Raw genomic sequence first — 15,255 nt, forward strand, 5'->3', positions numbered from 1 at the left:
GTGCCGCGGGCGGCTCGGCTGGTGCAGCGTTCGGGCCGTCCCCGGCCATCCGTTCAACCGGAAACCGGAGACCATCATGCATGCCATCACGCGTGTCGCCCGTCGCTGGATCGCCGACGAACAGGGTGTGACGTCGATCGAATATGCATTGCTCGCGTCGATGTTCGCCATCGCGGTACTGGGCAGCGTCGTCACGCTGAAGGGCTCGCTCGTCGATACATACGAGATGATCGCCGCGGCCGTGACGGCTGCCGTGAGCACCGCCGTGACCACCGCGTTGTCCATGGTTTCCTGATCCACCGATTCGATACGCGAGGTTCGCCATGCTTCCCGTTGCGCCGCCTTATCCGGTTCCGTTGTGCGTGACGCTGCTCGCGGTCGCCGCGGCCGGCACGGACATCGCGAGCCGTCGCATTCCGAACCGTCTCGTGTTGCTCGGCCTGGCCGGCGCGCTGGTTGCGCAGTGCCTGTTGCACGGCGTACTGGCAGGCGTGCTCGGATGGCTTGCCGGCGCTGCAACCGGCTTCGGCCTGCTGCTGCCGTTCTACCTGTTGCGCGGGATGGCGGCCGGCGACGTGAAGCTGATGCTCGCGATCGGCGCATGGGTCGGCGCGGAAATGACGTTCTACATCGTGCTGGCCACGTTCCTGGCCGGCGGGATCGGCGCCGTCGTCTACGCGCTGCTGCGCGGGCGGACGCGCCGGATGTGGGCGAACGTGCGCACGCTGCTCGTGCGGCGCTCGCAAGCGGCGCGCGCCGAGGCCGACAACGGCCCCGTCGAGATCGTCTCGGTCGGCACGCTGCCGTACGGCGTGGCGATCGCGGTCGGCACGCTGGGCATGCTGTTCGCGTCGTGCGCATAGCGCGGCGGATCCGCAACGAAGACGCAACGAGGACGCAACGATCATGAACACGAACCACACCGAACCGAGACGCGACGCGCAGGTGGCACGCCTGCCCGACCCGCCGCCGTCGCGGGAGGTCCATACGAAGCTGGGCGCGCAGCTGCCGCCGGCGCCGCGCTCGCTCGCGGAAACCGGCTTGAGCATGGCGTTCGTCGGCGGCCTCGTGCTGAAGTCGACGCTGGTGCTCGGCCGTCCGTCGTACGGCGACCTGGTCGAGCGGCACTGCCTGCCGCTCGCGGTGCTCGACGACGTCTTTGCGTTCCTGGTGCGCGAGCATCTCGTCGAGCTGATCCATCGCGGCGCGACCGATCTCGACGTGACGTTCCGCCTGACCGATGCGGGCCGCGTGCTCGCGCTCGAGGAACGGGAGCGCAGCGGCTACAGCGGGCCCGCGCCGGTGACGCTCGACGCGTATCTCGCGAGCGTGGCCGCGCATTCGGTGCGCAAGCTGCACATCGGCCAGAGCGACGTATGGGCGGCGTTCGAAGGCATCGTGATCGACACGGCAGTGCTCGATGCGGCGGCCGCGGCACTGAACGCGGGCCGGCCGCTGCTGATCTACGGCCCGGCCGGCAGCGGCAAGACCTTTCTCGCCGAACGGCTCGGCGCGCTGATGCACGGCCGCGTGCCGGTCCCGCACGCGATCTGCGCGGCGGGCGAAGTGATCCAGGTCTACGACCCGCTCGTGCATGTCGACGCGCAGGCACCGAGCGTCGGCCAGTCGGTCGATCGCCGCTGGCGCCTGTGCCGGCGGCCGGTCGTGATGTCGGGCGGCGAGCTGACGCTCGACGAGCTCGACCTGCGTCGCGACGAAGCGGCCGGTTTCTACCAGGCGCCGCCGCACATGAAGGCGAACATGGGCATGTACGTCGTCGACGATCTCGGCCGCCAGCGCGTCGAGCCGCGCGACCTGCTCAATCGCTGGCTGCGTCCGCTCGATCGCGGCGACGATTTCATGACGCTCGAATCCGGCAACCGTTTCGTGCTGCCGTTCGACGTATGGCCGGTGTTCTCGAGCAACCTGGCGCCGGAGCAGTTCTGCGACGACGCGTTCATGCGCCGCCTCGGCTCGAAGCTGCACGTCGGCGCGATGTCGATCGACGACTACCGCGCGGTGTACGACGCGGCCTGCGCATCGCTCGGGCTCGTGTCGGCGAGCGACGCGTTCGACTTCCTGCTGCATCGGCTGCATCTGCCGACCGGCAAGGCGTTTCTCGCGTGCTTTCCGGCGGACCTGCTGCGCCTCGTGGCCGCCGGCGCGCGTTATCGCGGCGATCCGCCCGAGGTGACGCACGACGCGCTGTACGACGCGTGGGCGAGTTACTTCGGCGCGGCGCCTGAACGGGACGGCAGCCATCCGCCGCCGGTCGAGCGCGGAGGCCGTACGTTCGTCACCGGTTGAGCGGTTTCTTTCACGATTCGTCGAGGAGCATTGCCATGAAAAACAGTCGAGCGGTCATGATGCTGGTCGTCGCGATGATCGCGGGTCTTGCCGCGGTCGTATTCGCCTCCCACTGGCTGATGCAGACATCCACGAGCTCGGTCACGTCCGTCGCGGTGGCCAGCACCGACCTGAACCTGGGCGAGCCGCTCGGGCCGAACCAGATCCACATGGTGAGCTGGCCGTCGGGCAGCGTGCCGACCGGCGCGTTCACCGACACGAAGACGCTCGAAGGGCGTGTCGTGCGCACCAGCCTGTCGCGCGGCGAACCGGTGATCGAATCGAAGCTCGCGCCGGTCGGCACGAAGGGCGGGCTGTCCGCGGTGATCGCCGACGGCAGCCGCGCGATCACGGTGCGCGTGAACGACGTGGTCGGCGTCGCCGGCTTCGCCCTGCCGGGCAACTACGTCGACGTGATCGTCAACACGCAGGAACAGCAGGGCAAGACCGACGGGCAGAGCATCTCCAAGATCGTGCTCGAGCACATCCTCGTGCTCGCCGTCGCGCAGCAGGTCAGCCGCGACGACACGGCGCCGAAGGTGGTCAACGCGGTGACGCTGGAAGTCACGCCCGAGCAGGCCGAACGGCTCGACGTCGCACGCAGCGTCGGCACGCTGTCGCTCGTGCTGCGCAACCAGGTCGACCAGAAGACGCTGAACACGGACGGTGCGACCAAGCTGACGCTGCTCGGCAAGGAGCCCGTGCCCGAAGCGCCGCCGGCGCCCGTCCACGTGCGGCAGGTCCGCGTGCACGTCGCGTCGCACGCGGCGCCGGAAGCGCGGCGCGATTGCGTCGGCGTGCTGACCGGCGTGAAGGGCAGCGTCGAATGTTTCTGAAGCCAAACCAACCAGCCAGACCAACAGATCGGCCGCCGGCAACGCGCGGCGGCCTTGGAAGTCGATAACCGGCACGGCGCCGGTCTCTCGGGGGATCAGACGAAATGAAGATCAAACCGCAATGCACAGGTACCGGCCCGCTACGCACACGCGTCGCACGGGGCACGATGATGGCCGCGATCCTCTGTTCGGGATGGCTGACCGTGTATGGCGCACTCGCGCAGGAAGGCGTCGAATCGGCGGTGCTGACGAAGGGCGGCGCCAGCGCGCCGGCCGCGGTCGGCAAGGGGCCGATGCAGATGACGATCAGCATGGCGCCGGTGCCGGCCGCCGCGCCCGCGTCGGCGGGGCCGCTGCGCGGGCCGAACTGCGTCGGCGCCGTGCGCGAATCGAGCAGCGTCGCCGTGCCGCTCGGCAAGTCGCTGCTGGTGCCGATGCCCGAGCCGGTCCGCAACCGGACGATCGGCAATCCGGCCGTCGCACAGGCGACGATGGTGTCGCCGCAGACGCTGTACATCCTCGGGCTCTCGGTCGGCACGACCAACATGATCGTGCAGGGCAGGAGCGGCGCATGCCGCGTGATCGACGTCGCGGTCGGCGCGGACGCCGGCGGCCTGCAGGCGTCGCTGCTGCAACTGATGCCGAACGAACGCGACATCCATGTGTCGACCGCGGCCGGCACGATCGTGCTGGCCGGCACCGTGTCGAGCTCGCAGGCCGCGCAGCAGGCGGTGCAGATCGCCCATGCGTACGGCGACAGCGCGGGCGATGCCGCGGGCGGCGGCAAGCAGGGCGGCGGCGTGCTCAACATGCTGAACGTCACGTCGCCGCAGCAGGTGATGCTCGAGGTGAAGGTGGCCGAGGTGTCGAAGACGCTGATCAACCAGATGGGCAGCGCGTTCAACATCCAGGGCGGGTTCGGTTCGTGGAGCGGCGCGCTGGTCAGCAACCTGCTCGCGGGCGTCGCGAGCGGCGCGCTGTTCAACAAGGCGAACAACAAGCCGTTCAGCGTCGCGGCCGACGCGCAGAACACCGACAACCTCGTCAAGATCCTCGCGGAGCCGAACCTCGTGACGATCAGCGGCCAGGAAGCGACGTTCCTCGCGGGCGGCAAGATCTTCATCCCGATTCCGCAGAGCAGCGGCAACGGCACGTCGTCGATCACGCTGCAGGAAGAGGAATTCGGCGTCGCGCTGAAGTTCACGCCGACGGTGCTGGCCAACGGCCGGATCAGCCTGAAGGTCGCGCCGGAAGTGTCGGAGCTGTCGCAGACGGGCGTCACGCTGAGCGCGACCAACATCGGCGGCACGTCGATCCTGCCGCTGATCACGACGCGGCGCGCATCGACGACGGTGCAGATGAGCGACGGCGAATCGTTCGCGATCGGCGGGTTGATCAAGGACAACGCGACCGGCGCGCTGAAGGCGATCCCGGGCGTCGGCGAAGTGCCGGTGCTCGGCGCGCTGTTCCGCAGCACGTCGTTCCAGCAGGATCGCACCGAGCTGATCTTCCTGATCACGCCGCACCTGGTGAAGCCGCTGCAGACCGCGGACGTCGCGCTGCCGACCGACAGCTTCTCGAAGCCGAACGAAGCCGACGTGTATGCGACCGGCAACATGGAAGGCCGCGGCGGCGTCCGCAAGGCAGGCGCCCAGCCCATGCAACCCGCGAACGCCGCCGCTCCGCAGACACCGGCCCAGGCGCCGGCGCCCGCTCCGGCGCCGCGATCGGAAGCACCGGTCGCGCCGGCCGCGCTGCCGGCGCCGCGCGCGCCGCAAGACGCCGACGTGCAGCCGCCGGCGCCCGTCGGGCCGCCGAAGGCGCCGGTCGCGGCCGCCGCCCCGCAGTCCGACCCGGCCACCTCGGCGCGTGTCGCCCGCATCGAAGCCGCCGCCGCGCGCCTCGCGGCAGCCGGCCCCGATACGCCGGCCCAGCCGGCGGCGCGCTCGAAGCACCGGATCGCGGCGGCGCCCAAAGCGCAGATCGCGCGTGCGGGCGCGGAACCTCAGTCCACCGATCGTTGAAGCCATCCAAGGGGAAGCTCATGAAATCCGCCTACCTCGTATTCGTGCGCCGCGCGGCGCTCGCCGTCCCGCTCGCGTTCGCGCTTGCCGGCTGCATGTCGTCGACCCCGGTGTGGGACAGCCGCTTCGGCGACTCGGTCCGCACCGTGATGCAGGCCCAGATCATCGATCCGCACGCCGGCGAACATACGGCGTCGGCATCGGGCGTCGACGGCAGCGCCGCCGCGGCCGCGCTCGACAACTACGACAAGTCGTTCAAGCAGATCACGCCGCCCTCCAACGCGTTCGTGATCGGCATCGGCAAGGCCACCCAGTAACGACGGCATGCTCAGGGAGAACGCCATGAACAGCGCAGCCCGCTATCCGAAAGTCACGCGTCGCAGCCTGCATCGCCAGCGCGGTGCCGTCGCGATCATCGTCGGCCTCTCGCTGGCGGTGATGATCGGGTTCGTCGGGCTCGCGCTGGATCTCGGCAAGCTGTACGTCACGCGCAGCGAACTGCAGAACAGCGCCGATGCATGCGCGCTGTCGGCCGCTCGCGACCTGACTTCGGCCATCAGCCTGTCGGTGGCCGAGGCCGACGGCATCGCCGCCGGCCATCTGAATTTCGTGTTTTTCCAGAAAAAGTCGGTGCAGATGGCGACGAACGCGAACGTCACGTTCAGCGATTCGCTGACCAATCCGTTCCTGGCGAAGAACGCGGTCACGACGCCGGCGAACATCAAGTACGTGCAGTGCACCGCGACGCTGAGCAAGATCGCGCACTGGTTCATCGAAGTGCTGAACGTGCTGCCCGGCACCAAGCTCGCCAATGCGGCGGAGGTGTCGGCGAGCGCGATCGCCACGGTCGGCGGCGGGCAGACGACCTGCGCGATCCCGGTGTTCGTGTGCCGCACGGCGGGCTCGCCGTCGTACAAGGTCGGCGACTGGATCTCGTCGCCGTCCGGGTCGTCGTCGACCTACGGGCCCGGCAACTTCGGCTGGGCCGCGCTCGACGGCTCGACGAACGAAACGACGCTGGCGGGCGAGCTGTCGGGCAACACCTGCAACATCACGACCCCGCCGGACCTGAGCACCACCGGCCTGAAGTCGGCGTCGCAGCGGGCCTGGAACACGCGTTTCGGCATCTATACGAACGGCGCGAACGGCTCGAGCGGCCAGCCGGACTTCACCGGTTACGCGTATGTCGGGCCGAACTACGGGCCGCCCGGAACGGCTGGCATCAAGGGGGACGCGTACACGCAGTTCGTGACCGACCGCGCGAGCTTCAAGCCTTACCAGGGCGACGGCGCGCCGCCGTCGGGCAGCGGAATCGCCACCAACGGCACGGCGACGGCGAGCAACTACCAGACGGCCGGCGGCGATCGCCGCGTCGCGCTCGCGCCGGAAGGCGATTGCTCGACGCTGTCCGGGAACAGCGGCAAGGTGCACGTCACGCAATGGGATTGCGTGCTGATGCTCGATCCGCTCCCGTTCAGCGCCGGCAGCGGCGCCGTCGTGGCGCACCTCGAATACCTCGGCTCGTCGGTCTCCGCCAACAGCCCGTGCGCGACGCACGGCTTGCCGGGCAGCGGTAGTGCGTCGGGAACCCAGGTTCCGATGCTCGTTCAATAACGGAGAGACGATCATGAAGAAGCCGTCGTTTCGTCGTTCGCGCACCCGCGGCGCCGCCGCCGTCGAGTTCGCGCTCGTGCTGATGCCGATGATCCTGCTGGCGACCGGCGTGGCCGAATTCGGCCGGGCGATCTACCAGTACGAGACGCTGACCAAGGCGACCCGCGACGCGGCGCGCTACCTGTCGGTCTGGTTGCCGACCGACAGCGCGTATCCGGTGTCGCAGGCGCAGTGTCTCGTCGTCTACGGCAGCACGACGTGCGGCTCATCGGGCACCGAGCTGGTGCCCGGCCTCACGACGTCGATGGTCACGATCTGCGACGCACAGCACACGACCGGCTGCAGCGATGCGTCCGATCCGTCGCAGTTCGCGAACCTGCCGACCTATGACGCGGACAACAACAGTTCGTCGAGCGGCTCGGCGGCGGGCGCGATCAACGTCGTCGAAGTGAAGATCAGCGGCTACAAGTACCAGCCGATTCCCGCGTACCCGGCGCTGCCGTCGATCACCTTCGGCAACATCGTCACCGTGATGAGGCAAGTGTCATGAACGCGCGCCATGTTCCGCCGTCACGCCGGCGCGCCCAACGCGGCGCGGCGATCGTCGAATTCGCCCTCATCGCGTCGGTGCTGATCATGCTGCTGATCGGCATCTTCGAATTCGGCCGCGTGCTGTTCTACTGGAATACCGCGAGCGAGGCCGTGCGCCTCGGCGCACGCACGGCGGTGGTCTGCGACGTGAACGCCGCGGGCGTCGTGAAGCGCGTGAAATCGATGCTGCCGCTGCTGTCGGACAGCAACGTGTCGGTCAGCTATACGCCGACGAGTTGCGACGTCAACACATGCTCGTTCGTGACGGTGAGCGTCACGAACGTCACCGTCAAGACCATGATCCCGTTCGTGAACGTCACGGTCAGGATGCCGCCGTTCACGACGACGCTGCCGCGCGAAAGCCTGAGCTCCGCGACGGGCGGCTCCGCCTGCAACTGATCGAACACACGAGGCACACGACATGATCAATATCCTCGTAGCTTCCGACGATACCGCGCGGCTTTCGCAGATCGCGCGTCTCGTGGCCGACTGCGGACGCTATCGCACGACGCGCGCCAACGGCCGTCCGTCGCAGATCGAACATCGCACCGACGGGCTCGACGCGTTCGACGTCCTGCTGGTCGACGGCACGTCGCTCGAGCCGTCCGAGCTGTCGGCGATCGAGCGCATCTGCCGCGCGCACGCGAGCCTGACCTGCATCCTCGTGACGGCCGATGCATCGCCGCACGTGCTGCTCGACGCGATGCGCGCGGGCGCGCGCGACGTGCTGCAGTGGCCGCTCGATCTGCAGGCGCTCGGCAAAGCGCTCGAACGGGCGGCCGGGCAAAGCACGCGGCGCGATACCGACGACACGCGGATCGTGTCGTTCATGTCGTGCAAGGGCGGGGCCGGCACGAGCTTCGCGGCCAGCAACATCGCGTTCGAGATCGCCGAGGGCTTCAAGCGCCGCGTGCTGCTGATCGACGTGAACCAGCAGTTCGCCGACGCGGCGTTTCTCGTCAGCGACGAAACCCCGCCGTCGACGCTGCCGCAGCTGTGCGCGCAGATCGAGCGGCTCGACGGCGCGTTTCTCGACGCGAGCGTCGCGCACGTCACGGAAAATTTCCACGTGCTGGCGGGCGCCGGCGACCCGGTCAAGGCCGCCGAGATTCGCGAGGACGCGCTCGAATGGATTCTCGGCGTCGCCGCGCCGCGCTACGACTTCGTGATCTTCGACGTCGGCGTCGGCATCAACCCGCTGTCGATGGTCGCGCTCGATCGGAGCGACCAGATCCAGCTCGTGCTGCAGCCCGCGATGCCGCACGTGCGCGCCGGCCGCCGGCTGCTCGAGATCCTCGTGTCGCTTGGCTATTCGACGGACCAGTTGCGGCTGATCGTGAACCGCGCGACCCGCGCGAGCGAGCGGACCCGCACCGCGCTCGAGGAAGTGCTCGGCCTGCAGGCGGCCTGCACGATTCCCGACGACGCCGACACCGTGCTCGAAGCGATCAACCAGGGCCATCCGGTGTCGCGGCTCGCGCGCGGCTCGGCGGTCGTACGGGCGTTGCAGGGCTGCGCGAAGCAACTCGTCGACGGCGAGGTGCGCGCGGGACGCAGCGCGACGCACACCGAACCGTTGATGTCCCGGCTGTTCGGCCGCAAGGCCACGCCTAAGCTCAAGTCGATGTAATTCTTTCGGGGAATCATCATGTCATTGCGCGAACAGATGTCCTTGCAACGGGCCCAGCCGACGGCGGCTAGCGAACCGGCCGGCCCGGCGCATTCGTCGGTGCGCGACGCATACCAGAAGCTGCGCCGCGAAATCCACCTGGCCGTGCTCGAGCGCGTGGAGCTCGAGCGCCTGTCGCGGCTGCATCAGGACCAGGTCCGCATGGAAATCGGCGCGCTGATCGCGCGCATCCTCGACGAGGAGCGGATGCCCGCGAACGACATCGAGCGGAGACAGCTCGCGATCGACGTGTACGACGAGATGTTCGGCTTCGGCCCGCTCGAGGCGCTGCTGCGCGACCCCGGCATTTCCGACATCCTCGTGAACACCTACCGGCAGGTCTACGTCGAGCGCCGCGGGCAGCTCGAACTGACCGACGTGACGTTCTACGACGACGCGCACCTGATGAAGGTGATCGAGAAGATCGTGTCGCGCGTCGGGCGCCGTATCGACGAATCGAGCCCGATGGTCGACGCGCGGTTGCCGGACGGCTCGCGCGTGAACGCGATCGTCCCGCCGTCCGCGATCGACGGGCCGCTGATGTCGATCCGGCGCTTCGCGGTCAACCCGCTGAAGATGGACGACCTGGTGCGCTTTCACAGCCTGACGCCGCCGATGGCCGAGCTGCTCGACGCGCTGTCTCGCGCGAAGGTGAACGTGCTGGTGTCGGGCGGCACCGGCAGCGGCAAGACGACGCTGCTCAACATCCTGTCCGGCTTCATTCCGCGCAACGAGCGGATCGTGACGATCGAGGACGCCGCCGAGCTGCAACTGCAGCAGCCGCACGTGCTGCGGCTCGAAACACGGCCGCCCAACATTGAAGGCAAGGGCGAGATCACGCAGCGCACGCTGGTGCGCAACGCGCTGCGGATGCGCCCGGACCGGATCATTCTCGGCGAAGTGCGCGGCGCCGAAGCGCTCGACATGCTCAACGCGATGAACACGGGCCACGAGGGCTCGCTCGCGACGATCCACGCGAACACGCCGCGCGATGCGCTGACGCGGCTCGAGAACATGGTCAGCGTGTCCGGACTGACGCTGCCGCCAAAGACGATGCGCCAGCAGATCGCGTCGGCGATCTCGGTGGTCGTGCAGGCGGCGCGGCTCACGGACGGCAAGCGCAAGATCGTCAGCATCCAGGAACTGACCGGGATGGAAGGCGACATCATCAACATGCAGGAGATCTTCACGTTCAAGCGCACGGGCGTGGACCGCGACGGTGCGGTGCGCGGCCACTTCTGCGCGACCGGCGTGCGGCCGAAGTTCGTCGAGCGGCTGCAGGCGTTCGGCATCAACCTGCCGGATTCGCTGTACGACCCGTCCGTGCGTTACGAGACGGACTGACGCCAGGGCGCCGTGTGCTGCCGGGGAGGCATTCATGAATGCGATCTTTTACGGTTTTGTGATTCTCACCTTCGTCGCGGTCGTGCTGTCGATCGAAGGTGTCTATCAATGGTGGAACGCGCGACACGGCGCCGCCGCGCGCCGGATCGAATCGCGCATTCGCGCGATGTCGGCGGGCGGCAACGTCCAGCAGGAGCGGCTGTCGATCCTGAAGAAGCGCATGCTCGACCAGTCGAAGCCGTTCGACCGGCTGCTGCTGCGCCTGCCGCGCGTGCATGCGCTCGACCTCGTGATTCAGCAGTCGGGCCTCGACTGGACGCTGCCGAAGCTGATCACGCTCAGCGCGACGTTCGCGGCGCTCACGTGGTTCGCGGTGAGCTTCGCGCGGTTGCCGCAACTCGCCGCGGTGCCGATCGCGCTGTTCGCCGGGTGGGGGCCGATGATGTACGTGTTGCGCCGCCGCGCCCGGCGGATGCGCAAGCTCGAGCGGCAGTTGCCGGAGATCTGCGACATGATCGCGCGCGCGCTGCGTTCCGGTCATTCGTTCACGAGCACGCTCGGAATGGTCGGCGACGAGTTTTCCGAGCCGATGGGCGGCGAATTCCGCGTCACGTTCGACGAGGTCAACTACGGCGTGTCGCTGCACGATGCGCTGATGAACCTCGCGACGCGCGTGCCGGTGCAGGACCTGCGTTACTTCGTGATCGCGGTGCTGATCCAGCGCGAGACGGGCGGCAACCTGGCCGAGCTGCTCGACAGCATCGCGGGGCTGATCCGCGAGCGCTTCAAGCTGTTCGACAAGGTGCGCGTGCTGTCGGCGGAAGGGCGGCTGTCGGCGTGGATTCTCGGGCTCCTGCCGTTCGGCACCGCGGCGGTGATGGCGCTGCTGAACCGCGAATTCCTGTCGGTGCTCTGGGAGGATCCGGCCGGGATCCGGATGGTCGGCACGATGCTGGTATCGATGCTGTTCGGCCTGTTCTGGATCCGCCGAATCGTCCGCATTCGCGTCTGACGCGCGAGCCGAATAACGAACCGTTGCGAGGTTGTCATGCAAAACCTGAGCGTGGTCCAGGCCGTGATGCTGGGCGGCTTGTTCATCTTCGTGGCCGGCGGCGTGCTCGTCGCGATGCTGCTGTTCGCGCCGCGCGGCATCCAGCGCCGGCTCCAGCAGGCCGGCGGGGCCGCGGCGGGCGCCGTCGCCGGCCCGGGCGACGGCGACGACATGGCGTCGCGCTGGGTCGCGAAGCTGGTCGAGCTGTCCACCCCGATCTCGAAGCTGTCGGTACCGAAGGAGGGCTGGGAGAATTCGCCGCTGCGCATCCGGCTGATGAATGCCGGCTGGCGCAACCAGAGCGCGGCCGCGCTGTATTTCACCGCGAAGACGATGCTCGCGCTCGGCCTGCCGTGCGCGGCGCTGGCGATACTGATCACGACGCCGCTCGGCGACGAGCGTGCGCTGCTGTCGGTGATCCTCGTGGCGCTCGCCGGCATCGGCTACTACATCCCGAACGTCGTGCTGTCGCAGCGGGTCAAGGTGCGCCAGCAGAAGATCTTCGAGGATTTCCCGGACGCGCTCGACCTGCTGACGGTGTGCGTCGAAGCGGGGCTGGGGCTCGACGCGGCACTGATGAAGGTGAGCGAGGAGCTGCGGTTTCGCAGCGAGGTGGTCGCGACCGAACTCGACCTGCTGCTGCTCGAGATGCGCTCCGGCTTCACGAAGGAGACGGCGCTGCGCAATCTCGCGCTGCGCACCGGCGTGGAAGACATCGAATCGTTCTGCGCGATGCTGATCCAGGCCGACCGGTTCGGTACGAGCATCAGCGAATCGTTGCGCGTGCTGTCGGACATGCTGCGCACGCGGCGCCGGATGCGCGCGGAGGAGCGCGCGGCGAAGATCGCGCTGAAGCTGCTGTTTCCGCTGATCTTCTGCATCTTTCCCGCGCTGATGATGGTGCTGCTCGGCCCGGCGATGATTCACGTCTATCGCGTGCTGCTGCCGACGTTCGTCGGCGTCGCACAGTGAGCGGCGGGGCGACACGGCTTTACCTGCATCGATCACGATCTTGCGTGCCGGCCCCGGGCGATCCGGCGGCCGGCACGGCAACAGGCTTCATGGAGGCTTCCTCCCCAGGCGGCGCCGCGAGACAGGCCGACCATAGCGGCGTCAATGCATCCTGGACCCATGGTCGACCATGGAACAAGCCGTAGTCCACCGCCTTCACGGCTGCCCCCTACTGCTAACCGCTCGAAGCGGCGGCGTCCCGTATCGGGACGGCCGGCGCGCGGCGCATCACTAAAAACGACTGCCGGTATCGATCGCGCGCCGGATCGTCTACGTCACACCGTGCCTTTCTTCAGATCCTCGATGCACGGAATCCCGGCGCGCCGTTTCGGCCGCAGGAATTTCGGCACCGCCGGCGACTGGCCGACGCCGGCGTGGCTTTGGTCGACCTTGGGCTTCGACGCGATCGACTTGGCCTTGCGCGGCAGCCGGCAGCCGCCGGCCGGCAGGTCGCCGTACGGGTCCTCGTCGACGGCCGCAGTGGGGGCCGCCGACATCGCGGGGGCGGCCGAGGCGACCAGCATCGGGCCGAACGGCAGCGCATGCAGCCGTTCGCCGGTCAGGACGAACGCACCGTTGGCCACCGCCGGCGCGATCGGCGGCACGCCGGCGTCGCTCAACCCGGTCGGCTGAGCGTCCGACGGAACGAAGAAGACATCCACCGGCGGCGCCTCCTGCATGCGCACGGGCGAATAGTCGGCGAAACCGGCGTTGCGCACCGCGCCATGGTCGACGTCGATCGCGAAGCCCGGCTTGGTCGTCGAGAGGCCGAACAGCGCGCCGCCCTGGATCTGGGCTTCCGCACCCGTCGGGTTGACGATGCGGCCCGCATACACGCCTGCCGTCACGCGATGCACGCGCGGCTGCTGCGCTTCGATCGAGACTTCCGTCACGTACGCGACGACCGAGCCGGCCGTTTCGTGCATCGCGACGCCCCACGCGTGCCCGGCCGGCAGCGTGCGCGTGCCGTAGCCGGACTTGTCGACGGCCAGTGCGAGCGCCTGGCGATGCGGTGCGTGTTCGGGGCCGGCCAGCCGCGCCATCCGGTAGGCGACCGGGTCCTGCCGCGCCGAGTGCGCGAGTTCGTCGACCAGCGTTTCCATCACGAACGCCGTGTGCGTATGGCCGCCCGAACGCCACGACTGGACCGGCACGTCGGCGTCGGTCTGATGGACCGATACCTGCATCGGGAAGCCGTACGGGCTGTTCGCCACGCCTTCGGTCAGGCTGGGATCGGTGCCGCGCTTGAGCATCGTCGTGCGCTCGAGCGGCGAGCCCTTCAGCACCGACTGGCCGACGACGACGTGCTGCCAGTCGCGTACGGCGCCGCTGCCGTCGACGCCGATGTCGACGCGATGCAGCACCATCGGGCGGTAATAGCCGCCGCGCAGATCGTCCTCGCGCGTCCAGATCGTCTTGACCGGGCCGAGATGGCCGGCCGCGAGGTACGCGGAGGACACGTGGGCGGCTTCGACCACGTAGTCCGACGTGGGCGTCGAGCGCCGGCCATAGTCGCCGCCCGTCATCATCGTGAAGATCTGAACTTTCTCCGGGGCGACGCCGAGCGCCTTCGCGACCGCCGCGCGGTCGGTCGTCTGCAGCGACGAGCCGCCCCAGATCTTGATCCCGCACGCGCAGCTCGGTGGCCCGACGTCGACCGTGCAACTGAGCGGCTCCATCGCCGCATGCGCGAGATACGGAAATTCGTAGTCCTTCTGGATCCGCGTTGCCGCGGGCGGCGCGCTGCCCGCGTCGCCCGTGCGAACCACGGTCCCGGGCGTGCCGGCGAGCTGCTTGTACGCCTGCATCTGTTCGGCGGACGTGACGGTCGAGCCGGCATCCTTCCACGTGATCTTCAGCGCATCGCGGCCGAGCTTGGCCGGCCAGTAGCCGTTCGCGATCACGGCCACGCCGGTGCCGCCGCGATCGGTCGGGATCTCGACGACCTCGACCACGCCCTTGACGGCCCGGGCCGCCGCCGCGTCGTAGCTCGCGACCTTGCCGCCGAAGCGCGGGGGGCGCGCGACCACGGCCACCATCGTGTCCGGCAGGCGCCAGTCCATCCCGTACTTGAGCGTGCCGTCGAGCATCGCGCGCGCGTCGACGCGCGGGGTCGGCTTGCCGATGAGGCGGAACTGGTCCGGCGACTTCAACGGCACCCGCTGCGGTACCGGCATCGCCATCGCGTCCGGTGCGAGCTCGCCGTAGGTCGCGCGGTAGCTGCCGGACGTCACGACGCCATTCGCGGTCCGGCACGTGGCGGGATCGACGTTCCAGCGCCGTGCGGCCGCGGCGACGAGCATCGCGCGGGCGGACGCGCCGAGCTCGCGGTATTGCGCGAACGAGTGATTGACCGACGTCGAGCCGGCCGTCATCTGGATGCCCGTCACCGGATCCTTGTACGGCTCGCCGGCCGGCGCGAGCACGGTGCGCACGTTGCGCCAGTCGGCGTCGAGCTCGTCGGCCAGCGCTATCGGCAGCGCGGTGCTGACGCCCTGGCCGGATTCCGTCCGGTTGACGGCAACGGTCACGGTGTTGTCCGGCGCGATGATCAGGAATGCTTGTGGTGGTGAAGCCTGCACGGTTTTGCCCGCTTGCGCCGCGGCGCGCGTCGGCGCGATGCCGAGCGCGAGGCAGCCGCTCGCCGCCATCGTCAGCTTCAGGAAGCCGCGCCGGCCGAGCTTCGGAGAACGTGTTCCGGCGACCGGCGAAGCGTCGCGGTGGGGGGCGTCGGCGCTTGCCGGGCGCCCGAAAGTGCGGATACGCATG

The 15,255-nt window shown here is 68.8% G+C and carries 14 protein-coding genes; 13 read left to right on the forward strand and 1 reads right to left on the reverse strand.

Annotated elements, in window-relative coordinates:
- Window positions 1-76 precede the first annotated feature (76 nt).
- From C4B30_RS01050 to C4B30_RS01110, 13 genes are all read left to right on the forward strand, one after another.
- Window positions 77-295 (forward strand): Flp family type IVb pilin, encoded by a 219-nt coding sequence (locus C4B30_RS01050; RefSeq protein WP_027786532.1) that lies wholly within the window; start codon window positions 77-79, stop codon window positions 293-295.
- Window positions 296-323: 28 nt separating this feature from the next.
- Complete coding sequence (locus C4B30_RS01055) at window positions 324-863, forward strand: A24 family peptidase (protein ID WP_027786533.1); 540 nt, start codon at window positions 324-326, stop codon at window positions 861-863.
- A 43-nt stretch (window positions 864-906) separates the two neighbouring features.
- Window positions 907-2,307, forward strand: a complete 1,401-nt coding sequence (locus tag C4B30_RS01060; protein WP_027786534.1) for an ATP-binding protein — start codon at window positions 907-909, stop codon at window positions 2,305-2,307.
- Window positions 2,308-2,342: 35 nt separating this feature from the next.
- Entirely contained in the window at window positions 2,343-3,182 is an 840-nt protein-coding gene (gene cpaB / locus C4B30_RS01065) for a Flp pilus assembly protein CpaB (protein WP_027786535.1), read from the forward strand.
- A 104-nt stretch (window positions 3,183-3,286) separates the two neighbouring features.
- Window positions 3,287-5,206: a type II and III secretion system protein family protein gene (locus tag C4B30_RS01070; protein ID WP_027786536.1), complete on the forward strand. Its 1,920-nt coding sequence runs from the start codon at window positions 3,287-3,289 to the stop codon at window positions 5,204-5,206.
- A 20-nt stretch (window positions 5,207-5,226) separates the two neighbouring features.
- Window positions 5,227-5,523: a hypothetical protein gene (locus tag C4B30_RS01075; RefSeq protein ID WP_027786537.1), complete on the forward strand. Its 297-nt coding sequence runs from the start codon at window positions 5,227-5,229 to the stop codon at window positions 5,521-5,523.
- 25 nt (window positions 5,524-5,548) lie between these two features.
- Window positions 5,549-6,820, forward strand: coding sequence for a pilus assembly protein TadG-related protein (locus tag C4B30_RS01080; protein WP_027786538.1), 1,272 nt, complete (start codon window positions 5,549-5,551; stop codon window positions 6,818-6,820).
- Between the two features lie 13 nt (window positions 6,821-6,833).
- Complete coding sequence (locus tag C4B30_RS01085) at window positions 6,834-7,370, forward strand: TadE family protein (protein WP_027786539.1); 537 nt, start codon at window positions 6,834-6,836, stop codon at window positions 7,368-7,370.
- Complete coding sequence (locus C4B30_RS01090; RefSeq protein WP_027786540.1) at window positions 7,367-7,810, forward strand: TadE/TadG family type IV pilus assembly protein; 444 nt, start codon at window positions 7,367-7,369, stop codon at window positions 7,808-7,810. Before C4B30_RS01085 ends, C4B30_RS01090 begins: the two co-directional genes overlap by 4 nt.
- A 22-nt stretch (window positions 7,811-7,832) precedes the next feature.
- Complete coding sequence (locus tag C4B30_RS01095) at window positions 7,833-9,041, forward strand: AAA family ATPase (protein WP_027786541.1); 1,209 nt, start codon at window positions 7,833-7,835, stop codon at window positions 9,039-9,041.
- An 18-nt stretch (window positions 9,042-9,059) separates the two neighbouring features.
- Window positions 9,060-10,424 (forward strand): CpaF family protein, encoded by a 1,365-nt coding sequence (locus tag C4B30_RS01100; RefSeq protein WP_027786542.1) that lies wholly within the window; start codon window positions 9,060-9,062, stop codon window positions 10,422-10,424.
- 34 nt (window positions 10,425-10,458) lie between these two features.
- Window positions 10,459-11,436, forward strand: a complete 978-nt coding sequence (locus C4B30_RS01105; protein ID WP_027786543.1) for a type II secretion system F family protein — start codon at window positions 10,459-10,461, stop codon at window positions 11,434-11,436.
- A gap of 36 nt (window positions 11,437-11,472) precedes the next feature.
- Window positions 11,473-12,447, forward strand: a complete 975-nt coding sequence (locus C4B30_RS01110) for a type II secretion system F family protein (protein WP_027786544.1) — start codon at window positions 11,473-11,475, stop codon at window positions 12,445-12,447.
- A 314-nt stretch (window positions 12,448-12,761) separates the two neighbouring features.
- Here C4B30_RS01110 and C4B30_RS01115 read toward each other — a convergent pair whose 3' ends face one another.
- On the reverse strand, window positions 12,762-15,254 hold the full coding sequence (locus C4B30_RS01115) for a xanthine dehydrogenase family protein molybdopterin-binding subunit (protein WP_027786545.1): 2,493 nt from the start codon (window positions 15,252-15,254) through the stop codon (window positions 12,762-12,764).
- Between the last annotated feature and the right edge of the window lies 1 nt (window position 15,255).

This window comes from Burkholderia sp. BE12 (genome assembly GCF_002959955.1).
In the GTDB taxonomy this organism is placed as follows: domain Bacteria; phylum Pseudomonadota; class Gammaproteobacteria; order Burkholderiales; family Burkholderiaceae; genus Burkholderia.